Raw genomic sequence first — 25,682 nt, forward strand, 5'->3', positions numbered from 1 at the left:
CCGGTACGATGCGAGGCAAATCACGCGATAACGCGATTACCGGGACAATTGCCATGCCGAAATCTGCCAACGAAATCAGTCAAGACAGCAGCGACAGCGTCGCCAAAGTTGTCAATATCAAGACGCCCGGTTTGTCGGCAGATGCGCTGGCGCTGGCGGCTGCCGGGCTCGGGCCGATCCGGCTGGAGCGCTTTGCCGAGCGCGTCTACGAAAACCTGTTCCATGCCATCGTCGAAGGCAAGATCGCGGTCGGCAGCCGGTTGCCTTCGGAAAATGATCTGGCGGCGCTGTTCGATGTGTCGCGCCCGATTGTGCGGCAGGCGCTGGACCGCTTGCGCGAAGATCAACTGGTGGAATCGATCCGCGGCTCCGGCACCTACGTCAAAGACAAGCCGGAACTGGCCGCCACCTTGCCCGACGCCGAGCCGGCCGAGCGCATCGGCCACATCATGAATGGTCTGGAATTGCGCATGGTGATCGAGCCTGAATGCGCCTACATGGCAGCGTTGCGCCGCAGCGCTTCGGATCTGGAGCAGATGGAACTGATGCTGGGCAAGCTGGAAGAAGCCAATGCTACCGGCGCGATTGCCCACCATTTCGATTACGCCTTCCATGAAGCGATTGCGGCTGCCACGGCCAACCAGCGTTTCGTACAAATTCTGAAGACGCTGGAATACGACGTCAGCCACGCCGTCAATCTGTTGCGCCATCTGGTGCATATTCAACCGTGGAAACGCTCGGAGGACGCCATGGCGGAGCATCGCCGGCTGTTTGAGCTGATCCGTCAGCAAGATGCCGAAGGCGCGCGCCGCGCCATGCGCGGTCACATTGAAAATGCCCGCAGCCGCATGTTCAACAGCCGGCCGGGTCTGTAACCGGCAGCGCTGTCCGGCATGCCGGCTTGTAAAACCATTTAACAAATATTTTCTGGAAGTGCCTTCATGGAATTGCGTCAACTGCGTTACTTCGTCGCCATCGTCGATCACGGTTCCTTGTCACGCGCGGCGCGTGTATTGCATATTGCGCAGCCGGCGCTGACCCAGCAAATCCGGCAACTCGAAGAAGAGCTGGAGGCGCAGTTGCTGCACCGTTCGGCGCAAGGCGTCATTGCAACCGATGCCGGCAAGATTTTCTATGAACATGCGCAGGCGATCCTGAAGCAGGTCACCGATGCCAAGTCGGCGGTCTCGCAATCGACCGACAAGCCATCCGGCACGGTGGCGCTGGGCATTCCGCAAAGTGTGTCGGGCGCGCTGGCGTTGCCTTTGCTGACGGCGATCCGGGCCACCTATCCGGATATCACCTTGTTGCTGACCGAAGAATTGACCGGCAATCTGATTGTGCAGTTGCGCTCGGGGCGCATCAACCTGGCGGTATTGTTTGACGACGGTCAATTGTCGGCCTTCGCCAATACGCCGATGGTGGAAGAAGAAATGATGTACATCACGCGCGCCAAATCGCAGTACGGCGCGCACCGCAAGTCGGTGACGCTGGCCAAGGCGATTGCCGCGCCGCTGATCTTGCCCGGCTTGCAGCATGGCGTGCGGCCGCGCATCGAAAATATCGTGCGCACGCAAGGCATGTCGCTCGACAACGTGATCGAGATCAATTCGGTGGCGATTCTGAAATCGGCGATTCTGGCCGATATCGGCGCCACCATCTTGCCGGTGGCGCCATTGCTGGCCGAAATTGAACGCGGCGACATGGTGGCGCATACCATCAGCGGTGAAAAAATTTCGCGCACGCTGGTCTTGTGCGCGTCGAAAAATATTCCGCTGACCAATGCTGCTGCGGCAGTAGAGCGGCTGGTGCTGGATGTGACCGATGAGTTGTGTCGCAACGGCCGCTGGCGGCATGCGCAGGCGCTGGCACGCGACGGCGGATCAAGCCAGCGCTGAACCACCGCCTCAGTGCGACACCGTCAGTAATACTTGCGCCTGGTTGACTTGCTGGTGGCTCAGGTTGCTCTGTGCCGCCGGCGGCGGTGCAAATGCGGCCATGGCCTGAATCAGCTGGTCGACCTCGGTGTGATGCAAGGTCAGACCGTCTGCGGTCCTGATCTGCTCAATCTGGTTGCCGCTGCCGGCAATGCCACTCGCATACCAGTCTTTCACGATGATCTGATCGGTGCTTGCCGTCACATTGATGTGCAGATCGTCGCCGACATGCGCAAACCGCAGATCGCTCTGCCGGATGTCCGTCAATTGCAGCACATCGGTATTGCCGGGCGTGGCATCCTGCTCCACGATCAGGTCCTGGCCGTCGCCGCTGCCGAACACATAGGTGTCATTGCCGGCGCCGCCGATCAGCGTGTCGTTGCCTTTGCCGCCGGTGAGCATGTTGTTGCCGCGATTGCCGACCAGCGTGTTATCGAGCGCATTGCCGGTGCCGTTGATATTCTCTTCCCATAATTTGATCGGTTCCACGGTGTAAATGAAATAGGCGTTGGCCACTTGCGCGTCGGCACGGAAATCGGCAATTGATACATAACGGGTCATATCGTTCACCAGACCGCGACCCGAGTCGGCAATATAGAAACCGTTGATATCGCCGGTGGCGCTGTCGCAGGCGACGCCGGTGACGGTGACCGCGTGGTTCACGCCGCCGTGATCCAGATAGGCGTCGTCTTGCCACAGCTTGCCGGCATTCAGGCCAATGATGATGCCACGCCCGCCCTTGATCAGGTTGGCAATGGCTTGTTCGTTGTAGCCCATGAGCACGCCGTTGCGAATGCCGTAGCTGTCCAGCAACGCCTGCTGACCAAGGTAGTTGGAGCCGCCGCGTTGATAATCGGTGGCGGTCGGATCGGTCACGGCCCAGCCGTTGTCAATCGCCTTTTGCACCACGTCTGCTTCCGACAAGGCCAGATTGGCCTGCCTCCCCAGATTGGCAATACTGGTCAGGGCACAGGTTCCCGCGTAACCGGCGACGGCGTCGCCTTGCAGGTAATCGAGCTCATGCGCCTTGGGATAACCGTAGACCAGAATATCGACGCCGTCGGCAATGCCTTTTTCGGGCTTGGAAAAATCCAGCAGATGCAGATTCTCGATATGCTCGCCGAGGGTATGGCTGATGCTGGCGTTGACCGTATCATTACCTTCGTCAGCCAGTTCCAGCACCCGGTCGCCGAGGTTGTCCACATCATAAGTATCGTTGCCGCGCCCGCCGATCATGAGGTCGGCACCCGTCACGCCATCCAGAATGTTGTCCTGGTCATTGCCGATCAGCGTGTTGTCGAGGCTGTTGCCGGTGCCATTGATGCGCTCTCCTGCCAGCAGCCGCAACTCTTCAATATGGGCATTGAGAATGTAGTTGGTGCTGGCGATGACGGTGTCGTAACCTTCATCCTGCCGTTCCAGAATCACATCGTTGACGCTGTTGACGATATAGCTGTCGTCGCCGCTGCCGCCGCGCATGCGGTCGGCACCGGCACCGCCGTCGATATAGTCATCGCCGATGCCGCCAACAATCGTATCGCTGCCGGCGCCGCCATACAGGAAATTGCTGTCGCGGGTGCCGGCGGCAAGGGCTTGCTCGTTGCTGGCGGCACCACCGACGAGCAGGTCGTCGCCGTCGCCGCCGTAAATCACATCGTTGCCGGCGCCGCCAAACAGACGATCGTCACCATCTTCGCCATATTGCGCATCGTCACCGCTGCCGCCTTGCAATTCATCGTTGCCGGTTCCGCCCCAGAGCTGGTCGTCACCCCAGCCACCGACCATCAGATCGGTGCCGGCGCCGCCGCGCATGACATCGTCGTCAGTCTCTTCGGCGCGCAAGGTCTGGCGCGGATCGTTGACCGGATTGAAGCCGATCATGATGTCGTTGCCGTCACCGCCCCACATGCGGTCATTGCCGCTGCCGCCAAACATTTTGTCGGCGCCGCTGCCACCATCCAGGATGTCATCGCCATCCCCGCCATTGAGTTCATCGTTGCCGGCCGCGCCGGACAAGCTGTCGTTACCTTCGTCTCCGATGACCAGATCGTTATCATTGCCGCCGTCCATGTCGTCGTCACCGAGACCGCCAGACATCTGGTCATTGCCATCGCCGCCGAACAGGGTGTCATTATCGGTTTCACCGGCGTCGAGGGTTTGCTTGGCTTCATTGGTTCCCGTGAAGCCGATCAGGATGTCGTCACCATCACCGCCGTTCAGGGTGTCGTTGCCGACCTGTCCAAACAGCTTGTCGTCACCGGCGCCGCCGTCGAGCATGTCATTGCCGGCATCGCCGTGCAATTCGTCGTTGCCGTCTTCACCATACAGCCCGTCATCGCCGTCGTAACCGACTAGCAGATCGTTGCCGGTGCCGCCCCAGACCGTGTCGTTGCGGCTGCTGCCGCCGACCATATCATCGCCGTCACCGCCGTAAAAATGGATCAGGCCGGCGCCGGGCAACCAGCTCACGTTACTGTAGTAGCGCGCATCGAAGCGGTCCTCGCCGGCGGTGCCGACCAGTGCCGTATTGTCGTTGGTCTGCTTGATCTGGTCGGTCTGCCAGTCGTGCCACGCGGTTTCACCGTAATGGGTTTTCCAGGGCACCAGGTTACCGTTGATGCTGACATACTGATCGACGATGGTGCCCATGCTGATCGTGCGGTGATTGCCGGTGCTGCGCAAGCTTGCATAATTGCTGACCGGTGCTGCAGGGGCGGTGAGCGTATTGCGCGCAGTGACCGGCACGATTGCAGTGGCGTCGGCCACGCTGCGGGCGTCCGCGTTGCCGGCAGTGTAAAAATGGTAGTCGCTGGCGCGCACACTGCTCAGCCCGGCGTCGGCCAATGCTGCCTGCAAGGCAGTCAGTTCATTGACGCTGTCCGCTGCATTGTCGGCATTGGCGGCCTGATTCAGTACGCCATCTTCATTCCAATCGCGCCAGGCCGACAGGCCATCCAATTCGGCATCACGCAGTTGGCCGTCCTGATCGACATCGCGTGCCGTCAATTGTGCCGCCGTCACTGCCGCACCGGCACTGTCGACAATGCGCAAGGTCTTGCCGGCAATCGACCGCGCGTGGTCGGTCGACGCAGAGCGGCTTTCGTAAAAGGCACCAATCGGGCGCAGGTCCGGCGCAAAACAAGCGGTGGGGACGACGGGCGGCAGACTCAGTCGGTTGGCATGGATCAAATAGTCGGTGGAAGCATTCACCAGATTTTCAAACCGGGAGCGGTGGAGCGCGCCGTTGCCCATGGCGGCCCAGGCGGCGTGATCGGCCGCGGTGGCCGCCGCGGTGTGGTCGAACTGAAAGCGGTCGTTGCCCCAGACACTGCCGTTGACCGAGGTCTGCAGCAAGGTAAAGCCGGCGATATGGGCGCCGCCGATGGTGTGCAGGCGGCGACTGATTTCACCGCTGCCCGGATGGTAACTGTAATCGCCGGCAGTACCGTCAGCCAGTACACCGGGGGCAGGGCTGCCCATGCCCATGGCGCCGAGGTAGGCGCCGCCGGCAAAGACATGCGCCTTGCCGTCCGCATAGAACGAGACATTGCCATTGGCGGCCACATTGCCTTGCAAGGAGGTGCCGTCGGCCCGTTGTAATTGAAATTCGGATTGACCGGTTTGGTTATTGGTGGTGGTGACCAGTGTCAGGTTGGCCAGTGCGCCGCTGGTAATGGGCTGCATGGTAATCGAATACACCCGTGGTGTCGCGTTGGCAGCATCGGTATCGGCCTTGACCGTGGCCACCATGGTGGTCACGCCGTCCGCTGTGGCACTAATGCTCAGGTCGCTCAGGGCCACTGGCGACGGGTTGAGGGCGGGCGTGGCAGATGGTGTGGCAGGTTGCGCAGTGCCCAATGCATTCGCCACCGCATCCTGAATATTTTTCACCCCATTGGCCAGCGCCATTCCTGCTGCTCTGGCACCACCGCCCACATGCGCGCCCAATGTGGAGGCCCAGTTGACGATACAATTCATCGCTGATTTTTCACAATTAACCTGAGCAAAATCCTGGCCGAGACCGCCGAGACTGAGCGGCAATCTGTCGCCCAATGTTCCTGACCAGCCGGATTCCTCGGAAAAACCGAAGCCGTCTCTTCCTGTGGCGCTTTGACGATCGTACTTGATAATTGGACTGGCTTCCGGTATGCCTTTTGTTGCGATACGTCCCAATACAGAGCGGGCCAAGGCATCCGAGACATCCTGAAATCTTTTGTCGGTAATCACTTTGCCCGTTAGCGCGCCATACGCCATGGTATACCCGCGCACAAATTCACTTTTAAACGAGCCATCGTTTGCGTTGATCGCCGTTGCATTCTCGAGCCAGTTTGACAAGATATTCAAATTGCTCAAGGTATTCTGATTGTTCAAGACATTCTGCTCGCTCAAGACATTCTGCGCGTGGATGATCTGGATGTTGGCGTCGACGATATCCTTGACATAGCGATAACCCGCCGGATACTGCTTGTTGGTCATGTACGTGTTGATTTGTGCTTGTTGCTCCGGGGTCAGGTTGACGAGGATAGTTTCAGTCCCAACGAGGGAAGTTTCAGTCATAACTGCTCCTTTTATTTCAGGCGGGTGAATGATGCCGGGGGAATTTGCAAACTCTTGATGTAGGTCGTGACTTTCTGGTCTATGGCGTAAAATTCAGACGGACTCCGGTTTTCCAGGGAATACTCTATTTCCACATCAGGATGTATTTTTCTCATGATCATCATCCCTAAATAACCATCTATGGGGCTTTCGGGAAGTCGCAGATGCACCCGCGCGACGACGTCTTCACCATCAAATCCTTGATACGCAAAGTAAGTAGTTTGGGTGAGAAATTTCTTATTTATTTCGTCGACATAGGTTGTCATCTTGCCGTCAGTTTTTACGGGCGTTTTTTTTCTCAATTTCTGCAGAAGTGCATTGATCATCAACTTTCCATTCGGCGGTCTTTCGATTAGTACAAAGGCGCCATTTTTGCTGTAGTTTGGATGGGGATTTTCTACGTCATCAAAATCAAATTCAAAGACAAAATAATATGTCCGCTTTTTTTGATATTCCAAAGAAAAGCTGCCCCAATGCCTTGCAGGCACATAAAACATATGATCAGGATTTTTTTTTGACGTGCCATCAGGCCGATTGCCAGATAAATCAAATGTAACCGGGTCGAACGTCGGAGAATTCTGGCGTGCGTTATAGAAACTCACCGAAACGCCAATCAAAAGTGCCGCCAGAATTAGCGCGACAGGCAGGCCAATGAACCAAAGAAAAAATGTTTTCATGGTCGAGGGTTGATGAGTGAAATCTGGAAGAAGATGAATATTTGCACGCTCTTTCGTTGATAAACCGACCTGATGGAAAAATCGCGAAAACTATCGCTATTTTTCTAGATGCATGTTTCTTGATTTCTGGATTTGATGATGTTGATCGACGTGATGCGATCTTGCACGCGATGGCGATGTTGGCTACGCAGAGGAATGTCGGGTCGCGGGATGTGTGTGGGCTGACTGACAGAAAACACGTCGGCATTCAACTGCAACGTCACCTTGCAGGCGTTGAAATTCAAGATCAGCTGCTGCATCCTGAATTGTCTTTGCCGCCATTGCAATCACGTTTTGTGCTGATGGTGATCACTGTTTACGTTATTGAATTTGCGGACACGATCAATTTGTGCTCCGCATTCAAGCATGCTTGGGTGTGGCACGTCAACGGACGTCGGCGGCGAGGCGGCGCTGATTGAGAATGTAATCAGCCTTCGAATTTGAAAGAAGAATTTCGGATGTTTCCTGAATGATCGAGAGCGTTATTGCTTCGGCGTGATGCTTGAAAATGCACCAAGCAATGCTTTAGCAATAAGTTCCTGTAGCAGATCGATCGACTTTTCGTGCATCAGCCGACCAATTTTTTCCCGATTCGCGATCACCTTCGCCACGTAAGGAGAATCTTTCGGATTTTCGGCCAAAGATTCCAGTTCGGCGGCAGAAAACGTTTCTGCATAGACTTCGGCAAGGTTTTTGTCCCACTGATCCTGATACTTGGGTAGTGCGGCATTGATTTCTTTCAGAAGCAATGATCGGGCGCTGACGTGACCAATATTAACGACGATCATTTGATAAGTGACGGTGCCTTGTGCATATTGATAACTCAGCGATGTCAGGTTTCTGCCCATACCTGTTTTTTTAATCAATGCCATCGCACTGGTGGCAGACTCAGCAGCGAGGCACCAGGAAAAAGTCAATGTGGCGATGATAAATGCCATCAATTTAAAAATGCGCGCGCGTTTCATGGATGGGTTCAGCATGCATGGTCCGTATCGCTGGCGGCATTGGGGCATCTGTTAATGCTGGCGCGCTGACGTTTCGCTATTGTTCCAGGTCCGGTAACGGTTGATAAGTGCAAGACGAGGAGGAAAATCAGGCCAGTCAACCAAAGAAGAAATATTTTCATGGTCGAATATTGGTGAGTTCAATCTGGGAAATGATGAATATTTGCACGTTCTCTGCCTGATAAAGCGGGACAGAAGAAGAATTGCGAAAACTATCCATTTTTTTCTAGATATTGGTTTTTTGATTACTGAGGCGGATGGCAGTTGATGAGGTCAGCTGGTGTGATACGGTCTGGCTGGCGATCCGCATCTGCAATCGCAGCGAATGGCAGGCCTTCAAGTTCATGCCAATACAGTGGTTGATGAAATGTTTTTTTGCTTGATGGGTCAGTTGCGCAGATAGGTAAAAGGCCAGCCATGACGCACATGCGGTGATCGCACCGGGCATTGCCAGCGCCATTGCTCAGGAAATCGTCAGCCGCTTCCTAGAACAGATCGCGTGCTGCATCCGGCAGGTTGTTGCCGCTGATCAGCGCGGCCATGACGCGTTCACCGAGCGCCAGTCCGACGCTCATGCCGACGCCGCTGTGCATCAGCACGGCAGTGGTTTGATCATCGATGCTGAGTACCGAAAACGGTCCCGGTCCCTTGGCGCCATACACGCCTTGCCAGCGTTCGACCACCTTGAGATTGACACCCAGCGTGTGCTCCGCCAATTGCAGCAACAGGGTATCGACTTCTTCCTGCTGGAACGGCAGAGCGTCGTTGCCGTAGTGGTGTGAGTCGCCGATGATCAATTCCTGATATGGCGTCGGACTGACCAGCAAATGAATCCCATGGCGCTGCAAGGCCGGACTGTGTTCTTTGATATGGGCCTGTAACAGCGCGGCTGCGGGCAGGTCGGCGAAGGCGCCGTAGTGGGTGCAAGACAGGCCGGTCAGCACTGCGTGGGTCAGCGGCAATGGCGCTTGCGCCACCGCGCGCAGCATGTGCAAGCGGCACTGCTTGAGCTGCATGGCTTGCAGACGGTCGGCAAACAGCGTCTGGTAATCATGCCCGCTGCACACCACCGTGCGTTCCGCATGGACATCGCCGGCACTGGTTTCCAGCATGCCGTCACCGGCTTCCTTGACCAGCGTATTGAAATGAAACTGCACCCCTTGTGATTGCAGATAACAGACCAGCGCGGGTATCGCTTCGCGTGAATACAGTTGCAGGTCGCGCATGCCATGCAAGGCTGAACGGTGATGGCGAAAGCGGCCGTTGTACAGCGCGGCCAGCCGTTCGCCTTGCAACAGCGATACGTCATAGCCATGTTGCCGGGCGCGGGTGATCATGAATTCTTCGAGCACCGCGTGTTCGCGGGCATCGCGGGCAAACAGCAAACTGCCCGTTTCGCGTGCGCTGAAATGGGCGCGTGGCGCCAGATGCAGCCACAGCTCGCGGCTTTGGCGGGCCAGCGCATGCATCAGTCCGGGTGGCTGGCCGGTGACCAGTACCATGCCGAAGTTGCGGATGGAGGCGCCGAGCGGGGCGCTGCTGCGTTCAAATACGGCTACCCGCAAGCCGCGTCTGGATGCTGCAAAAGCATGTGCCAGGCCGAGTATGCCGGCACCCACGACGGCCACATCGATATGGCCGTGACTTGAATTACCCATCATGTTGCGCATCAGATATCCTTGCGACAGCCGCCGCGCATGCCGGCATCCGGCACGCGCGGAAAGTGTCTTTATTTCTTTTCAGCCTTGGCTTCGTAACGCTTGCTCCATTCGGTCAGAATGCGATCGCGATTGCTGCTGGCCCAGGTGAAGTCGTTCTTGGTCAGGCGCTTTTCGTAATCGGCCGGCAACAGGGCATCCGGCTTGGCGATGCCAGGCATGGCGACCACTGCGAAGTTCTTTTCGTACAGCATCATGGCGTCTTTGCTGGCAGAGAAGTCAGCCAGGCGCTTGGCGGCATCCAGATTCTTGCTGCCCTTGACGATGGCGGTGGCTTCGATATCCCAGCCCAGACCTTCCGACGGCAGAATGATATCGATAGGCGCACCTTCTTTCTTGGTCTTCACGGCGCGGTATTCAAACGCGATGCCGATCGGGAATTCACCGGTGGCGGCTTGTTTGCATGGCTTCGAGCCAGAGTGGGTGTATTGACCGATATTCTTGTGCAAGGCATCCATGTAAGCCCAGGCCTTGTCTTCGCCCATCATTTGAATCCAGGCGCTGACATCGAGGTAGCCGGTGCCGGAAGAGGCCGGATGCGGCATCACGATCTTGCCGGCATAGATGGGCTTGGTCAGGTCTGCCCACGAGGTCGGCTTCGGCAGGTTCAGTTTTTGCGCTTCCACAGTGTTGAAGCAGATGGCCGAGCCCCAGACATCCATGCCGACCCAGCTTGGCGGGTTGGCGGCGCTGCGATACTTGGCTTCGATGTGGTTCAGGTTTTTCGGGGCATACGATTCCAGCATGCCTTCCTTGTCGAGGATGGCCAGGCTGGATGCCGCCAGACCCCAGATGACGTCGGCTTTCGGATTGTTTTTCTCGGCCAGCAGCTTGGCGGTGACGATACCGGTCGAGTCCCGCACCCATTTGATTTCAATGTCCGGATTGGCTTTTTCGAACGCCGCCTGATAGGCCTTGATCTGATCTGCTTCGAGCGCGGTATAGACCGTCAGGGTCGACGCCGCATGCGCAGAAAACAGGGCGCTTGCGCCCAGCACGGTTGCCAGCATTTTGAAAATGGTTGCAGATTTCATGGTTGCTTTCCAGGTGGTTGAAAATGGTGACGGATGAATCAGTTGGCTCAATCAGTTGGTTCAATCAGCTCAGTGGCGGCTGGTATGACGCCAGGCCTGTGTCCGGCGAACCCAGCGCGCGATACCGACATGCATCAGCAGCGAAAAGCCGGCCGAGGTCAGCAGAATCAGCGTCGACATGGCAGCGGCCGGACCGACGTCGCCGGCATCATCCATGTTGAGGACGGCGACGGCTGCCAGCACCGTATTCGGGCTGTACAGAAAGATCACGGCCGAGACGGTGGTCATGGAGGACACGAACAGATAGCGGAAAATTTCCAGCACCGAGGGCAGGCACAGCGGCAGCGTGATGCGCAGATAGGTGCGCAGCAGCGGCACATTGAGCGAGGCCGAGGCGGCTTCAAATTCGGGATCGATCTGTTTGAGTGCAGTGACGGCGCTCAGGTGGGCGGTGGTATAGAAGTGCGTCACCGAACACAGAATCAGGATCGCCATGCTGCCGTACAAACCGTTGAGCGGATTGGCCGGGTGATTGAAAAAGAACACATAACCGAGGCCCAGCACCAGACCCGGCACGGCCATCGGCAAGAACACCAGCAGCCGCAGCAAGCCGTGCAAGTAGTGTTGACTGCGGGTTTTTTCCAGCAGCCAGGCGCCGGTGAAGATCACGGCGGTGCCGATGATGCTGGTGCCGAATGCCAGCTTGATACTGTTGCGATAAGCCAGCCAGCCGCCGCCATCCATATTGTCGAAGTCGTAGTGCATCAGCGACAGTTGCAGGTTGTAGGGCCACAGCTTGACCAGCGAGGCGCCGATGGCGACCGTCAGCATCAGCAGCAACGCGGCGCTGATCACCAGCGTGATCAGCAGATAAGCGCTGTCGCGCGGCCAGTGCCGGCGCGGCCGGTAGATTTCAGCACGGCTGCTCATCTGGGCCCGCTGCCGGCGTTGCAGCCAGCCATCGATGACGAAGGTCAGCACGGCCGGAATCAACAGCAGCAAACCGATCATGGCGCCGCGTCCGAATTGTTGCTGACCGACCACCGCTTTGTAAGCTTCGACGGCCATCACGTTATAGGCGCCGCCGACAATCTTGGGTACGCCGAAGTCGGTGATCGACAAGGTGAACACCAGGCAGAATGCGCCGAAGATGCCGTAACGCGTGGCCGGCAATGTGACATTGCGGAAGGTGCGCCAGCCGCTTGAACCCATGGCGGAGGCGGCGTCATACAGACGACCATCGGCCATCGACAAGGCCGACAGCAAGATCATCAGGGCATGCGGAAAGGTGTAAAACGCCTGGCCCAGCAAGATGCCCCAGAAACCGTAAATGTTGCCATTCATCCATTCCTTGAACAGCCCCTGATTGCCGAACAGATAAATCAGGGCGATACCGGGCAACAACGAAGGCGCCAGCAGCGGCAGCAAGGCCACTGCGCGCCATACGCCCTTGAGCGGAATCAGGGTGCGGTGCAGGGCGTAGGCAAACAGATAGGCGAGTGGCACGACCAATGTCGCCACCGCAGCCGAGACCGCGATGCTGCGACCGACCATCGGCACGAAATTGGGATTGCTCAGCAATTGTTGCCACGGCAACAGACCCGACCAGACGCCCTGCTGGTCGAGCACGGCCAGCACCAGCACACTGACCAGCGGCAAACCGAGAAACACAATCAGCGCCAGCAACAACAGCCATTTCAAGCCCGATGCCAGCAAGGCATCGCGGTCGATATGCGACCAGCGCGCGGGCGCGACTGCGGCCGGATACGGGGGCAACGAGGCGGGAGGCGGAGGCATGCTGGCGGCAGCGAGTGAGGCGGACATGCGCACTTCAGGCGAAGACTTGCAGCGCATGGCGGGGCAGCGCGATCCACAAGGTTTGCGATGCCATCTGCGGCAATTGATCGCGCACCTCGCACACGGTATCGGCCATCAGCGACAGCCCCGGAAGTTGTTCCAGTGCCAGTGTGATGCGATAGCGGTTGCCGAGATAAATCTGATCGGTAATGCGCGCTTCCACGCGGTTGTCGGCATCGGCAGCCGGCAACAGATTGATTGCTTCGGGACGGCAAAACAGACGGCCGCTGGCATTCGGTGCGTATTCGACTTGCAGACTGAGGCCGCCGATGTCGACGCTGTTGTTCGCCATTCGCTGGAACGGCAGCCAGTTCGACTGCCCGATGAAGTCGGCCACGAACGGGGTGGCCGGATGGCGGTAAATCTGATCGGGGGTGCCGCATTGTTCGATGCGGCCGGCTTGCATCACGGCGATCCGATCCGACATGGCCATCGCTTCTTCCTGATCGTGCGTGACCATCAGGGTGGTGATGTTAAAGCTGCGCTGCAGGCGCCGGATTTCGAATTGCAAATGTTCGCGTACCTGCGCATCCAGTGCCGACAGGGGTTCATCCAGCAACAGCAGCGACGGCGACGGCGCCAGCGCACGCGCCAGCGCCACACGTTGTTGCTGGCCGCCGGATAACTGGCCGGGAAATTTGTGTTCGCTGCCGGCCAGTCCCACCATGTCCAGCATAGCGGTAACCCGTTGTTGTATTTGCACGCGGTTCAGACGCTTGGTGTTGAGGCCATACGCGACGTTTTGCGCCACGCTCAGATTCGGAAACAGCGCATACGATTGAAACAGAATGCCGTAATCACGTGCTTGCGGCGGCAGCCGGGAAATATCGCGGCCACCGGCATGGATGCTGCCGCTGTCTTGTCGTTCGAGGCCGGCGATGGTGCGCAGCAGCGTGGTTTTGCCGCAACCGGAAGGACCGAGCAGGCACACCATTTCCCCTTGTTTTACTTGCAGCGACACCTGATCGAGCGCCGTGAATGCGCCGAAACGTTTATTGATGTCACGTACCGATAGAAAGACGTCAGGGGAATCGTCAGCAGGAATGGAGGCGGAGACCGGCATGCAGATGGCGCGCTTTCAAAAGGCAAAACTGTCTGTGCATCGAGGTGATCGAAAGCCGGACCGTGATCCGGCTGAAGTGAGCGGATCATACTCAGCAAATATGACCGCTGGATGACTTCGTCTTGCAGGAAACGCCGGCAGGCGGCGTGGCAGGGGCGATGCAGAGGAGGGTGGCAGTGCAGTTTCTGCTGCGTATGTGACGCGTGCTTATTGTTTTGTGACTTGCCGGTGACGGCAGCACTGCATCATTTGCTGCCGGTGCCGGCAATGCGTCGCCGCATCGGTGTTGCGGCAGCGGGGCCGGCACTGACCACATGTTGCTGCGGCGTGATGCGCTGGCCGCTGACGGCATCTGTCAGTATCGGTTCCACCTGATGGCCGGTGGCGACATCGCGCAAGACGACGCTGGCGCCTTCCGGGGCGAAGTGCTGGTTGCCCCATGCCATCAGCGTCAGCAATACCGGGCGAAAATCACGGGCACGCGGCGTCAGCACATAGGCGTAACGCGGCGGTTTGCTGCAATACAGTTGGCGTTCCAGCATGCCTTCGGCGACCAGCGTCTGCAATCGGCGCGTCAGTATGTTGGGGGCGATATCCAGACTCTTTTGAAATTCATCAAAACGACTCAGACCGTAAAAGGCATCGCGCAAAATCAGAATGCTCCACCATTCGCCGACGCGCTCCAGGCTGCGCGCGATGGGGCATTGCATGTTGCCGAAATGTTTACGTTGCATGGCGGGCTCCTGATGCAGTTGCGGTCTGTCATGGTTGCCGTTGCCGCCGTTACCAGTATTACAACGGCGGCCATGGCAAGTGGGTCAGCGTTGCAGCGGCGACAGGTAAATGCCGGTCGCCAGACCCTGTTTGACAATGCGGGTAATGTCGTCGGCCAGCACTTCATCCAGACCGTCTTCGACGCCGGCCAGCGTTTGTATGGCGACATCTTGCGGTTGCACCTTGGGTGCTTCGAAACCATCGGTCATATCGGTTTCCATGAAGCGGACATGCAAGCCCAGCACTTGCGTGCCCTGTTCGCGCAGGGCCGTGCGCAAACCATTGGTGAAACCCCATGCGGCGGATTTGGATGCCGCATACAGCGACAGTTCCGGCGAATTGACCCAACTGCCGACCGACAATACGTTGACGATGGCACCGCCGCCGTTGCGTTGGAGAATCGGCGTGAAGGCCTGGCTCATGCGGATGACGCCGAGGTAGTTGGTATCCATGATTTCGCGCGCTACGTCGATGGCAGCCGGATCCAGATAGCTGGTGAGGCGGGCAATCCCGGCGTTGTTGATCAGCAGCGAGACATCGCCGCATTGAGCCGCCGCCGCCGCGACCTGAGCGGCATCGGTGACGTCGAGTTTGACGGCCACCACCCGCGGCAGCTTGATGCTGTCCGGGTCGCGCACACCGGCATACACCTTGCTGGCGCCGCGGGCCAGCAATTCATGCACCAGTGCCAGGCCGAGGCCGCGATTGGCACCGGTAACGAAAGCGACGGAGTCATTGATCTTCATGATGGATTTCCTTTGATGTTGAGGTGAGTTTGCATGCCCGCTGAATGGACTAATGGACTAGTGGGCATCGGGAGAAGGCATTTTGGGCGGTTTGACTTTGCGCATCAGCGGCACCATGGCGGTGGTCACGATGAAGCACACCATGATGGCGAGAAAGGTGTCGGCGAAGGTCAGGGTCAGTGCTTCCCGATAGGTCAGGTTCCATAGCTGGCGCAGGGCGCCGGTGTCGCTCAGCAACTGATCATTGCCGACGCCGGCCAGATTGGCGCCGACACCTTGCAGCAGGCTGATGGTGGCCTCGTTGCTGGCGGTCAGGTGTTCGGCCAGCCGGAAAAAGTGCAGGTTGGTGCGGTCATTGAGGATGGTGGCGCATACCGCAATGCCGATGGCGCCGCCCAGATTGCGCATCAGATTGAACAGGCCGGAGGCCAGCCGCAACCGTTCCATCGCCAGTCCGCCCAGGGTCAGCGTGACAATCGGCGGCACCGCGAATTGCTGGCCCATGCCGCGCAATGCCTGCGGCAACATCAGTTCGGCACCGCTCCAGTCATGCGTGATCGGTGCGAACTGCCACATCGACAAGGCAAAGCAAGCCAGTCCGAACATCATCAGCCAGCGCAGATCGACGCGGTTGGCAAAAAAGGCGTAGATCGGTATCGACAAGATCTGGAACACGCCGGTCGAGAACACCGCCATGCCGATTTGCAGCGCGCTGTAGCCGCGTACCCGGCCGAGAAATACCGGCGTCAGATAAATCGTGGCGAAAATGCCGACTCCGGTGATGAAGGAAAAGAAGCAGCCGAGTGCGAAATTGCGGTCTTTCAGCGCACGCAAATCGACCACCGGAAACGGATAGCTGAGGCTGCGCCAGATGAACAACACGCTGCTGACGGCGGCAATCCAGGTGGTGGTGACAATCGTCGGATCGCCCATCCAGTCCAAGCGCGGGCCTTCTTCCAGCGTGTATTCCAGGCAGCCGAGAAACAAGGCCATCAGCAGCATGCCGAGGTAGTCGGCGTTGCGCAGCAGCGACCAGTCGGCGCGGTCGATTTTCACCAGCAACGGCACCGCGACGGTAACGAAAATGCCGGGGACCAGATTGACGAAAAACAGCCAGTGCCAGGAATAGTTGTCGGTAATCCAGCCGCCGACTGACGGCCCGAGGGTCGGGGCCAGCGAGGCAATGGCGCCGATGGTAGCCGCCGCGATCACGCGCTGCGGGCCGGCAAAGAAGGCAAAGGCGGTGGTGAATACCAGCGGAATCATCGAGCCGCCGAGGAAACCTTGCAGCGCACGGAACACGATCATGCTCTGGATATTCCAGGCGATGCCGCACAACAGGCTGGCGATGGTGAAGCCGGCCGCCGAGATGCTGAACAGCCAGCGCGTCGACATCACGCGCGACATCCAGCCGGACAGTGGGATAACGATGATTTCCGCAATCAGATAACTGGTCTGCACCCAGACCGTTTCATCGACACCCGCCGACAGGCCGCCGCCGATTTCACGCAATGAGGCCGAGACGATCTGAATGTCGATCAAGGCAATGAACATGCCGACACACATGGCGGAAAACGCCAGGACTTTGGCGGTCATGCTCATGTCTGCCGGCTGCATCAGTTGCAGCGGCGCCCGCAATCCGGCGCTGGCAGTCATGGTTGCTGGCTCCGGGCGTTATCCGGGGCACTACGCTGGCTGCTGCGCGCATCGACTTCGGCAATCACCGACAAACCCGGACGCAAGGTGCCCAATACACTGTCGGCTTCATCCAGCACGATGCGCACTGGCACCCGTTGCACAATGCGGGTGAAATTGCCGGTAGCGTTTTCCGGCGGCAAGACGCTGAACTGCGCACCGGTAGCTGGCGCCACACTGGCGATATGACCGTGGAACTGATGGCCGGGCAAGACATCGGCTTCAATTGTGGCGGCCTGGCCGGGACGCAGCCGCGCCAGCTGGCTTTCCTTGAAGTTGGCATCGACCCACAAGCCGCGTGCCGGCACCAGCGACATCATGTGACTGCCGGCAGCAGCATAGGCGCCATTGCGCGCGCGACGGTTGCCGATGGTGCCGTCAATCGGCGCCCGCAATTCGGTATAGCTCAGATTGAGACGGGCCAGATCGCGTTCGGCGACGGCCTGCGCCAGTGCGGCAACAGCTTGCTGGCGACGGCTGGCGATGACATCCAGCTCCCGTTCCGCCGCCAGTTGCACGGCTTGGGCTTTCTGGCCGTTGGCTTGAGCCTGCCGGTAATCGGCATCGGCGCGCTGGGCGCTTTGTACGGACACCGCCGACTTCGCCGACAGATTCTGATAGCGCTGTTCATCGTCGCGCGCCCGCGTGGTTTCGGCGGCACTGGCCAGTACGCCGGCTCTGGTCTGGCTGATCACCGCTTGCTGCAAGCTGCGCGTGGCATCCAGATTGGCCAGCAAGGCTTGTTGTGCCGCTACCGATGCGTCGGCCTTGTCCAGCGCCGCGCGGTAATCACGGTCATCCAGCTTGACCAGCAAATCGCCGGCATGCACCACCTGATTGTCGCTGACCGCCGCAGACACAATGTAGCCCGGGACTTTGGGGCTGATCACGGTGATATCGCCGCCGACATAGGCGTCTTCCGTGTTTTCGATAAAGCGTGCGGTATGCCACCAGTGCCAGCCATAAGCGGCGCCGATGATGGCGGCCAGCACCACGCAAATCAAGACCCGGGTACGGCCGCTGATTTTCTTGCGAATCGGCGGCTGGCCGGTGGGGATGGTGGTGTTGCTCATGACTATTGCTCCTGATGGCGTTGCACTGCTCGGTGAGGGGAATCGGAATGGCTGCGGCAATGTGCTGATCCGGATTGCCGCGGGGAAACACGGATGATCGCTTGCAAAAAATACCTTGCTTTCATAATGGAAGTTACTTTACATTCGAAGCTATCGTAATGCAAGTAACTAAATCCGATTTTTTAAGAACGCAACAAAAAGGAAGCAAACATGGCCATCCGGCAGCAAGGGAAATCGGCGCCTGTGGCGCGCAAACGCAGTCCGCAGGCGGCTTCAGGCATGGCGTTGGTGCGCTGGCAACGACCTCGGCCATGGCTGGCGGCAGCACTGTCACTGGCGTTGACTGCCTGTGCGGTGGGGCCGGACTACGTGTTGCCGCCATCGGATTTGTCGCCGGCCTTCGTGCATGCCGCACCAACAACCGACACAACACCGCTGGCGCTGGATGTCTGGTGGACCCGATTCAATGACCCGCAACTGAGCGCCATCATCACCCGCGTGCTGAGTCAAAATCTCGATCTGGCGGCGGCTCAGGCGCGGGTTGAACAAGCGCGTGCCGTGGCGCGCTTGTCGTCGGCAGCGTTGTTGCCGGTGGGCAGTGCCAATGCGCAAGTGGCGGGGCAACGCCAATCGCTGGAAAGTCCCATCGGTGAGCTGGCCAGTCATCAACCCGGTTATCAGCGCAATGCCACGCTTTACAGCGCCGGCGTCGGTGCCAGTTGGGAGCTTGACCTGGCCGGCGGTGTGCGGCGCGGTGCCGAGGCGGATATCGCCGAAGCGCAAGCGGCAGAGGCGGACCATATGGGCGTGCGGGTGTCGGTAGCGGCGGAAGCTGCCGACGCTTATTTGCGGGTGCGCGGTGCGCAACACCGGATGGCGCTGGCGACCGCGCAACTGAACGCGGACAGCGACTTGCTGAGATTGGTGGCGCTGCGTTTGCACGAAGGCATGTCGACGCAGCGTGAACAGGCCCAGGCGCAAGCCCGGGTGGCGCAGATCAGCGCCACGCTGCCGCCGCTGCAGGCGGAGCGTGATATTCAACTCAATCGGCTGGATGTGCTGATGGGGGTGCAGCCCGGGACCTATGCGACACAACTGGCGGCCACCGCAAGCGAGGTGAACATTCCTGCCCTGGCGACAACGCTGACGCCGCGCGACCTGTTGCGCCGGCGCCCCGACGTGATTGCTGCCGAACGACGGCTGGCGGCATCCAGCGCGCGTATCGGCAGTGCCGTGGCAGAGTATTACCCGCAGTTTTCGTTATCGGCATTGCTCGGTTTTGAAAGTCTGCACAACGCCACGCCGGATGCGGCCAACTTTCAGCCGCTGGCATTACTTGGTGTGCGCTGGCGCTTGTTTGATTTCGGCCGGGTCGATGCTGAAGTGGCGCGCGCCAAAGGCGTCAATGCCGAGGCGCTGGCGCGTTACCGGCAATCGATGTTGCGTGCGGCCGAGGATGTGGAAAATGCCTTGCTCATGCAAGCCACGCAGGAAGCCGAACGGCGCGAATTGCTGCGCGAAGTCGATGCCAGCGCCCGCGCGCGCGATTCATCGGAGGAAGCATATAAAGGGGGCGCCACCAGTCTGATGGAAGTGCTGGAGCAAGACCGTGAATTGCTGACCGCGCGGGATCAGCTGGTGCGCGCACAAACCGGCAGCGCGCGTGCAGTGGTGGCGACATTCCGGGCGCTCGGCGGTGGCTGGTAACGGGAAATCCGTGGGCGCAGGAGTGACAGTTCACGTCAGCGGCGAGTGTGGTTTAATGGCATATCATTTGCACGCCTGTCGTGACTTCGTGTCATGATCATTTGCATGAGAAATTCTTCAGACATCGTGGTGCTGCCGTCAACCTCCGTTACCCGCCACCTGGCATTGCCGCTGGCGTGCCTGCTGGTGACGATGGTGGCCGGCTGTTCCGGTGGCGGCGACCCGAAAACCACGACGGCGGAAACCGTCAAGGCGATTGTCGATCAGGTCAAGACTACCGAAGACGGCACCTCGACCGCGACCACGCTGGACGAATACAAGACTGATCTGGCGCAACGCATTTCACGCGTCAACTCCACCAAGGTCCATGTCGACCGGCCTCAGGCATTGCTGCGGTCGGTGATCGTGATCCGCTTCACGGTCAGCAGCGATGGCAGTCTGTTGCGCAGCGACGTGGTGCGCACCAATCGCGACAAGGCCAGCGAAACCACGGCGCTGGCTACGCTGCGCAGTACCGCACCATTCCCGAAACCGCCACCGGCGCTGCTGCGCAACGGCAAGGTCGAAGTATCCGAGACCTGGCTGTTCAACAACGATGGCCGCTTTCAATTGCGTTCGGTGGCGCAGCAACAGATGAGCGAATAGCGGCGGCGTTGTCGCAAGGTTTCCGCGCCGCACCTTCATTGCAGTAAAACCCTCCTGCTCTCAAGGTGGGTATAGTTTTATCTTATACCCCCATCCCCAATCGGTATTTCCTCGATCGTGCCCGCCGGCGCTAGACTTCATTTCAGTTCTCGGCTGAACCAAGAAGTGCCAGGGCCGCTACCACGGTCGTGCTGTTGATGGTCAAGCGTCTTATCGGACGTGTCGTCATCAACCGCTATCCGGATCACGATTCCGGAGAATCAGTCGCTCAATTTCTGATGCTGCGGGCGCTTGTTGCCCGCAGGTATCCCCGGGGCGGATCACACCATTACCATGGTGGTGATTCGCACCGTAACCGGGGACATCGGACCGGTTGTTGTTTGTTGTCTGCGCTTGTTGTTGCTTATCCAGCCCATTCCCGTACGCTTTCCTGATCCGTTGCCGGCAATCCCGGCAGGGGCGCAGGAGAGCGTGCCGGGAGACAACCGCCAGATGACTGACGTGCATCACCACATCGTTTTGTCGGGGTATATTTAAAACTTATGCCCCCATGTTGAATCCGTATTTCCCGCAATGACAACACTCGCTATAGACTGCGGTCATTGTAGTTCTGCTTTCAAGGCGAACTCCAATGCCGCTACCGCGGCGACTCCTCTGGCAGTGATGCACCGTACCCGGCGCAGTAATGACAGTGGATATCTGAATAACGATTTTGGAGACTTACCATGGAAGTTCGTTCGGCAGCCGAGTCTGTCGGCATGCCTGATCCTGCAGGATCGGCAGACCGTCAGCCAGCCACTCAGTCGTATACCCGGTATCACGCTCCCTCCATTGCGCCGGCTTCACTGGCCAACGTCAGTCTTGACGATAAATACACCGCGACTTCCGGCCTGATTTTTCTGTCCGGCATACAGGCGCTGGTTCGTCTTCCCCTGCTGCAACAGATTCGCGACCGCCAGGCCGGCCTGAATACCGCCGGTTTCATTTCCGGCTATCGCGGCTCGCCGCTCGGCGGACTGGATGAAGCGTTGTGGAAGGCACAAAAGCATCTGGATGCGCACCAGGTCAAGTTTCAGCCGGGTACCAATGAGGACATGGCAGCAACCGCGGTCTGGGGCACCCAGCAGGTTGATCTGATCGGTCCGGCCAAATACGATGGCGTATTCGCCATGTGGTACGGCAAGGGCCCCGGCGTGGACCGCTGCGGCGATGTGCTCAAGCACATGAACCATGCCGGCACCTCAGCCAAGGGCGGCGTATTGCTGGTCGCCGGCGATGACCACGGCGCCTATTCATCTACCTTGCCGCATCAGTCCGATCATATTTTTTCGGCTTCGATGATTCCGATGTTGTATCCCTGCAATGTGCAGGAGTATCTCGATCTCGGTCTGCATGGCTGGGCCATGTCGCGCTTTTCCGGCTGTACCGTCGGCTTCAAGGCCTTGGCCGATACGGTCGAATCGAGCGCCTCGGTAGATGCCGATCCGTTCCGCGTCGAGATCAAATATCCGCCCGATTTCGTGATGCCGGAAGGTGGCCTCAATGCCCGCTTGTCGACTGATACGCTGGGCGTGCAGGCGCGCAAGCAAGAAGCGCTGATGCAGGATTACAAGATCTATGCGGCGCTGGCGTATGCCCGCGCCAACAAGCTGAACCGGGTGATGATCGACAGCCCGAAGGCGCGGCTCGGCATCATTGCCTCCGGCAAGTCGTATCTTGATGTGCTGGAAGCCTTGAGCGAACTTGGCATTGATGAAAGCTTTGCCGCCGACATCGGCTTGCGCCTGTTCAAGGTAGCCATGCCATGGCCGCTGGAACCGGAAGGCGTGCGCGAGTTTGCACAGGGACTCGATGAAATTCTGGTGGTGGAAGAAAAGCGCCAGATGGTGGAGTATCAGCTGAAAGAACAGTTGTACAACTGGCGCGACGATGTACGGCCGCGCGTGATCGGCAAGTTCGATGAAAAGGGCGAGTGGGTCGCGCCGCGCGGCGAATGGCTGCTGACCTCCAAGGCCGATTTTTCGGTAGCGCAGATTGCGCGCGTGATTGCGGCGCGTATCGCGCGTTTCCATACCAGTGACCTGATCAAGGCGCGGCTGGCGTTTCTCGATGCCAAGGATGCGGTACTGACCAAGGCCGTCAACACGCCGCCGCGGCCGGCGTATTACTGCTCCGGTTGTCCGCACAATACCTCGACCAAGGTGCCGGAAGGCAGCTTCGCGCTGGCCGGTATCGGTTGCCACGTCATGGCGACCGCGATTTATCCTGAATTCAACAAGCTGACTACCCATATGGGCGGTGAGGGTGCGCCGTGGATCGGCCAGGCACCGTTTTCCAGGATTCCGCACGTGTTTGCCAATCTCGGCGATGGCACGTATTTCCATTCCGGCTATCTGGCGATTCGCGCCGCCGTGGCGGCCAAGGTCAACATGACCTACAAGATCCTCTACAACGACGCGGTTGCCATGACCGGCGGCCAGCCCGTCGATGGCACCACCTCGGTGCCGATGATTGCACAGCAAATGGCGGCTGAGGGCATCACCCGCATCGCGCTGGTCAGTGAAGACATCACGCGCTACAGCGATCGCAGCAATTTGCCGGCGCTGGTGACCGTGCATGATCGCAAGGACATGGATGCGATACAGCGCGAGTTGCGGGAAGTGAGCGGTGTCAGCGTCATCATTTACGACCAGACCTGCGCGGCGGAAAAACGCCGGCGTCGCAAAAAAGGCGAATATCCCGACCCCGATCAGCGCTTGTTCATCAATGAAGCGGTATGCGAAGGCTGCGGCGATTGCGGCGTGCAATCCAACTGCACCTCAATCTTGCCGCTGGAAACCGAATTCGGCCGCAAGCGCGCGATTGATCAATCGTCCTGCAACAAGGATTATTCCTGCGTCAAAGGTTTTTGCCCAAGCTTTGTCACCGTCACCGGCGGCAAGCTGAAGAAATCGAAGACCGGCGTCACCAGCAAGGACAGCGTGGATGATTTCGGCGCATTGCCGGAGCCGGTGATTCCCGGTTGCGATACGCCGTTCAATATTCTGATCAACGGTATCGGCGGCACCGGCGTCATTACCATCGGCGCCTTGATGGGCATGGCCGCGCATCTGGAAGGCAAGGGCGCATCGGTGCTGGACATGACCGGGATGTCGCAAAAGAATGGCTCGGTCACTTCGCATGTACGCATTGCGCAGACGCCGCAAGCGATCCGGGCGCAGCGCATCGCCACCGGCGAAGCCGATCTGATCCTTGGCTGCGACATGCTCACGGCCGGTTCGCATGACGCCATTTCCAAGATGCGTCCGGGCCGTACGCGGGCGGTGGTGAACACGCATCAGCAACCGCCGGGCCAGTTCGCCAAGAATCCGGACTGGGAATTTCCGTTCGCTGAAGTCCGCGCGCTGATCGAAGAATCGGTCGGGCAGTCGGCTGACTTCATCGATGCCTCCCGGCTGGCGACGGCCTTGATGGGCGATTCGATTGCCACCAATCTGTTCATGCTCGGCTATGCGTGGCAGCGCGGTGAATTGCCGCTGACCGAAGCCGCGTTGCTGCGTGCCATCGAAATGAACGGAGTCGCCGTAGAGTCAAACAAAAAGAGTTTCTTGTGGGGCCGGCGTGCGGCAGTCGATCTGGCTCGGGTGGAGCGTATTGCAGTGCCGGCGCAGCCGGTGGTGTTACGCATGCCGGAAACACTGGACAAGTTGCTGACCCGGCGCGTCGCGTTCCTGACCGGCTATCAGGATGAACGGTATGCCGCCGGTTTTGCGGCGGTAGTACAGCAGGTGCGGCAGGCGGAAGCGGTGTTGGGGCAAGGCGACAAACTGAGTCTGGCCGTGGCGCGCAATCTGTCGAAACTGATGGCGTACAAGGACGAGTATGAAGTCGCTCGTCTCTATACTGATGGCAGTTTCACGCAGCATCTGCAACAGCAATTCGAAGGTGACTACAAGCTCAGTTTCAATCTGGCACCGCCGCTGCTGGCCAAAAAGGATGCGCAGGGGCGCTTGCTCAAGACTCAGTACGGCGCATGGATCATGCCGGTATTCCGGGTGCTGGCCAAGCTCAGGTTCCTGCGTGGCAGCAAGCTGGATATTTTTGGCTATACCGAAGAACGGCAAATGGAGCGCCGTCTGGCGCTCGAATACCGGAATACGGTGTTGGCCTTGTTGCCGCAATTGCGCGCCGGCAATCTGGCGCTGGCGATCGAGATTGCGCAGTTGCCGGACCGGGTGCGCGGCTTCGGTCACGTCAAGGACAAGGCGGTACTGGAGATGCAAACGGCACAGCAGGACTTGCTCCGGCGCTTTCGCGCGACGGACCACAACGGGCTGGAGGCAGCGGCATAAAAAAATTGATTGCCATCGGGAAATGTCTGGAACTGTTTGTTGTACCATTGGCAATTTATTGTCAATGATGCACTGCCAGTGCAGTGCATTGCCCCGGATTGACGCTGCACTTGCGGGTGTTGCGTCACGCTGCCGATGGAGTGATCAATGTCCTTACGCCTGATAAAAATTGCCTTGTGCCTGGCGCTTGCCGCCTTCGCCTTTCTGGTCAGTTTCAACAACCTGACCGATTACGGTTCCAATCTGGCCTTCGTGCAGCATGTGCTGGCCATGGACACCACCTTTCCCGGCAACGCCTTGCGTTATCGGGCAATCAGCGACGAATGGCTGTGGCATGCGGCGTATTGGATGATTATCGGCGGCGAGGTGCTGACCTTTGTATTGCTGCTGGCGGGCGCGTGGACCTTGTGGCAAGCCCGGCATGCCAGCGGCACCGGCTTTGATGCCGCCAAGATCCGGGTACTGACGGGGTGCGGCGTCGGGTTCATGGTCTGGTTTTTGGGGTTCATGGTGATTGGCGGCGAATGGTTCGTCATGTGGCAATCGCCGCAATGGAATGGGCAGCAAGCGGCATTTCGTTTTTACATGGCGATTCTCGGTGTGATGATTTTCGTCAATCAGCCCGACCGCGATTTGTCGGAGCAGGAAGTGGCCCGCAAGATTCTGAGCGGCAGCGACAAAATGTAACGCGGGCAGCACCGGCAGTCATTGCGGTCCGCAGCGGCACAAGCTGGCCAGGCCGGAGGTGGCAATGTCGCGCCGGCG

At 58.8% G+C, this 25,682-nt stretch carries 19 protein-coding genes; 7 read left to right on the top strand and 12 right to left on the bottom strand.

The genetic code is table 11. From position 1 onward, the window contains the following. Positions 1–53 precede the first annotated feature (53 nt). Positions 54–875 (top strand): FadR/GntR family transcriptional regulator, encoded by an 822-nt coding sequence (locus tag AKL27_RS01355; protein ID WP_083438776.1) that lies wholly within the window; start codon positions 54–56, stop codon positions 873–875. Between the two features lie 66 nt (positions 876–941). Further along, positions 942–1,898 carry a LysR substrate-binding domain-containing protein gene (locus AKL27_RS01360; RefSeq protein ID WP_050460769.1) on the top strand — a complete coding sequence of 319 codons (957 nt, stop codon included), beginning with the start codon at positions 942–944 and terminating at the stop codon, positions 1,896–1,898. A gap of 9 nt (positions 1,899–1,907) precedes the next feature. Here AKL27_RS01360 and AKL27_RS01365 read toward each other — a convergent pair whose 3' ends face one another. Both AKL27_RS01365 and AKL27_RS27465 read right to left on the bottom strand, forming a co-directional pair. Beyond that, positions 1,908–6,494, bottom strand: a complete 4,587-nt coding sequence (locus tag AKL27_RS01365; RefSeq protein WP_232310857.1) for a calcium-binding protein — start codon at positions 6,492–6,494, stop codon at positions 1,908–1,910. Positions 6,495–6,505: 11 nt separating this feature from the next. Further along, a complete protein-coding gene (locus AKL27_RS27465) occupies positions 6,506–7,210 on the bottom strand; it encodes a hypothetical protein (RefSeq protein ID WP_157056741.1) in 705 nt (234 codons plus the stop codon). A gap of 41 nt (positions 7,211–7,251) precedes the next feature. Here AKL27_RS27465 and AKL27_RS27470 point away from each other — a divergent pair, with 41 nt between their 5' ends. Next, entirely contained in the window at positions 7,252–7,668 is a 417-nt protein-coding gene (locus AKL27_RS27470) for a hypothetical protein (protein WP_157056742.1), read from the top strand. 63 nt (positions 7,669–7,731) lie between these two features. Here AKL27_RS27470 and AKL27_RS01380 read toward each other — a convergent pair whose 3' ends face one another. From AKL27_RS01380 to AKL27_RS01425, 10 genes are all read right to left on the bottom strand, one after another. Next, the gene (locus AKL27_RS01380; RefSeq protein ID WP_157056743.1) at positions 7,732–8,229 is read right to left on the bottom strand and encodes a DUF2059 domain-containing protein; all 498 of its coding nucleotides are present in this window, start codon (positions 8,227–8,229) and stop codon (positions 7,732–7,734) included. 250 nt (positions 8,230–8,479) lie between these two features. After that, positions 8,480–8,713, bottom strand: a complete 234-nt coding sequence (locus AKL27_RS01385) for a hypothetical protein (protein ID WP_050460773.1) — start codon at positions 8,711–8,713, stop codon at positions 8,480–8,482. 25 nt (positions 8,714–8,738) lie between these two features. Continuing rightward, a complete protein-coding gene (locus AKL27_RS01390) occupies positions 8,739–9,911 on the bottom strand; it encodes a TIGR03364 family FAD-dependent oxidoreductase (protein ID WP_050460830.1) in 1,173 nt (390 codons plus the stop codon). A gap of 71 nt (positions 9,912–9,982) precedes the next feature. Further along, positions 9,983–11,005, bottom strand: coding sequence for a putative 2-aminoethylphosphonate ABC transporter substrate-binding protein (locus AKL27_RS01395; protein WP_232310858.1), 1,023 nt, complete (start codon positions 11,003–11,005; stop codon positions 9,983–9,985). A 69-nt stretch (positions 11,006–11,074) separates the two neighbouring features. After that, positions 11,075–12,829, bottom strand: a complete 1,755-nt coding sequence (locus AKL27_RS01400) for a putative 2-aminoethylphosphonate ABC transporter permease subunit (RefSeq protein ID WP_083438786.1) — start codon at positions 12,827–12,829, stop codon at positions 11,075–11,077. Between the two features lie 7 nt (positions 12,830–12,836). Next, positions 12,837–13,925: a putative 2-aminoethylphosphonate ABC transporter ATP-binding protein gene (locus AKL27_RS01405; protein WP_050460774.1), complete on the bottom strand. Its 1,089-nt coding sequence runs from the start codon at positions 13,923–13,925 to the stop codon at positions 12,837–12,839. 245 nt (positions 13,926–14,170) lie between these two features. Next, positions 14,171–14,659, bottom strand: a complete 489-nt coding sequence (locus AKL27_RS01410) for a winged helix-turn-helix transcriptional regulator (RefSeq protein WP_050460775.1) — start codon at positions 14,657–14,659, stop codon at positions 14,171–14,173. An 84-nt stretch (positions 14,660–14,743) separates the two neighbouring features. Further along, complete coding sequence (locus tag AKL27_RS01415) at positions 14,744–15,445, bottom strand: SDR family oxidoreductase (RefSeq protein ID WP_050460776.1); 702 nt, start codon at positions 15,443–15,445, stop codon at positions 14,744–14,746. A 57-nt stretch (positions 15,446–15,502) separates the two neighbouring features. Beyond that, positions 15,503–17,101 carry a DHA2 family efflux MFS transporter permease subunit gene (locus AKL27_RS01420; protein WP_050460777.1) on the bottom strand — a complete coding sequence of 533 codons (1,599 nt, stop codon included), beginning with the start codon at positions 17,099–17,101 and terminating at the stop codon, positions 15,503–15,505. After that, positions 17,098–18,213 (bottom strand): HlyD family secretion protein, encoded by a 1,116-nt coding sequence (locus AKL27_RS01425; RefSeq protein WP_050460778.1) that lies wholly within the window; start codon positions 18,211–18,213, stop codon positions 17,098–17,100. Before AKL27_RS01425 ends, AKL27_RS01420 begins: the two co-directional genes overlap by 4 nt. Positions 18,214–18,492: 279 nt before the next feature. Between AKL27_RS01425 and AKL27_RS01430 the strand changes: the two genes are divergently transcribed. The 4 genes from AKL27_RS01430 (at position 18,493) to AKL27_RS01450 (ending at position 25,604) form a co-directional block, all read left to right on the top strand. After that, positions 18,493–19,920: an efflux transporter outer membrane subunit gene (locus AKL27_RS01430; RefSeq protein ID WP_050460833.1), complete on the top strand. Its 1,428-nt coding sequence runs from the start codon at positions 18,493–18,495 to the stop codon at positions 19,918–19,920. Positions 19,921–20,025: 105 nt separating this feature from the next. Next, entirely contained in the window at positions 20,026–20,565 is a 540-nt protein-coding gene (locus AKL27_RS01435; RefSeq protein WP_408609746.1) for an energy transducer TonB family protein, read from the top strand. A 725-nt stretch (positions 20,566–21,290) separates the two neighbouring features. Next, positions 21,291–24,917 (top strand): indolepyruvate ferredoxin oxidoreductase family protein, encoded by a 3,627-nt coding sequence (locus AKL27_RS01445; protein WP_083438777.1) that lies wholly within the window; start codon positions 21,291–21,293, stop codon positions 24,915–24,917. Between the two features lie 147 nt (positions 24,918–25,064). Next, a complete protein-coding gene (locus AKL27_RS01450; RefSeq protein WP_050460780.1) occupies positions 25,065–25,604 on the top strand; it encodes a DUF2165 family protein in 540 nt (179 codons plus the stop codon). Positions 25,605–25,682: the final 78 nt, after the last annotated feature.

It is taken from the genome of Herbaspirillum autotrophicum (assembly GCF_001189915.1).
Lineage (GTDB): Bacteria > Pseudomonadota > Gammaproteobacteria > Burkholderiales > Burkholderiaceae_D > Herbaspirillum > Herbaspirillum autotrophicum.

Coding starts and splice junctions, on each gene's coding strand:
- AKL27_RS01355 (WP_083438776.1), top strand. CDS start 54: ATGCCGAAATCTGCCAACGAAATCAGTCAAGACAGCAGCGACAGCGTC.
- AKL27_RS01360 (WP_050460769.1), top strand. CDS start 942: ATGGAATTGCGTCAACTGCGTTACTTCGTCGCCATCGTCGATCACGGT.
- AKL27_RS01365 (WP_232310857.1), bottom strand. CDS start 6,494: ATGACTGAAACTTCCCTCGTTGGGACTGAAACTATCCTCGTCAACCTG.
- AKL27_RS27465 (WP_157056741.1), bottom strand. CDS start 7,210: ATGAAAACATTTTTTCTTTGGTTCATTGGCCTGCCTGTCGCGCTAATT.
- AKL27_RS01380 (WP_157056743.1), bottom strand. CDS start 8,229: ATGCTGAACCCATCCATGAAACGCGCGCGCATTTTTAAATTGATGGCA.
- AKL27_RS01385 (WP_050460773.1), bottom strand. CDS start 8,713: ATGGCGCTGGCAATGCCCGGTGCGATCACCGCATGTGCGTCATGGCTG.
- AKL27_RS01390 (WP_050460830.1), bottom strand. CDS start 9,911: ATGGGTAATTCAAGTCACGGCCATATCGATGTGGCCGTCGTGGGTGCC.
- AKL27_RS01395 (WP_232310858.1), bottom strand. CDS start 11,005: ATGAAATCTGCAACCATTTTCAAAATGCTGGCAACCGTGCTGGGCGCA.
- AKL27_RS01400 (WP_083438786.1), bottom strand. CDS start 12,829: ATGTCCGCCTCACTCGCTGCCGCCAGCATGCCTCCGCCTCCCGCCTCG.
- AKL27_RS01405 (WP_050460774.1), bottom strand. CDS start 13,925: ATGCCGGTCTCCGCCTCCATTCCTGCTGACGATTCCCCTGACGTCTTT.
- AKL27_RS01410 (WP_050460775.1), bottom strand. CDS start 14,659: ATGCAACGTAAACATTTCGGCAACATGCAATGCCCCATCGCGCGCAGC.
- AKL27_RS01415 (WP_050460776.1), bottom strand. CDS start 15,445: ATGAAGATCAATGACTCCGTCGCTTTCGTTACCGGTGCCAATCGCGGC.
- AKL27_RS01420 (WP_050460777.1), bottom strand. CDS start 17,101: ATGACTGCCAGCGCCGGATTGCGGGCGCCGCTGCAACTGATGCAGCCG.
- AKL27_RS01425 (WP_050460778.1), bottom strand. CDS start 18,213: ATGAGCAACACCACCATCCCCACCGGCCAGCCGCCGATTCGCAAGAAA.
- AKL27_RS01430 (WP_050460833.1), top strand. CDS start 18,493: ATGGCGTTGGTGCGCTGGCAACGACCTCGGCCATGGCTGGCGGCAGCA.
- AKL27_RS01435 (WP_408609746.1), top strand. CDS start 20,026: ATGAGAAATTCTTCAGACATCGTGGTGCTGCCGTCAACCTCCGTTACC.
- AKL27_RS01445 (WP_083438777.1), top strand. CDS start 21,291: ATGGAAGTTCGTTCGGCAGCCGAGTCTGTCGGCATGCCTGATCCTGCA.
- AKL27_RS01450 (WP_050460780.1), top strand. CDS start 25,065: ATGTCCTTACGCCTGATAAAAATTGCCTTGTGCCTGGCGCTTGCCGCC.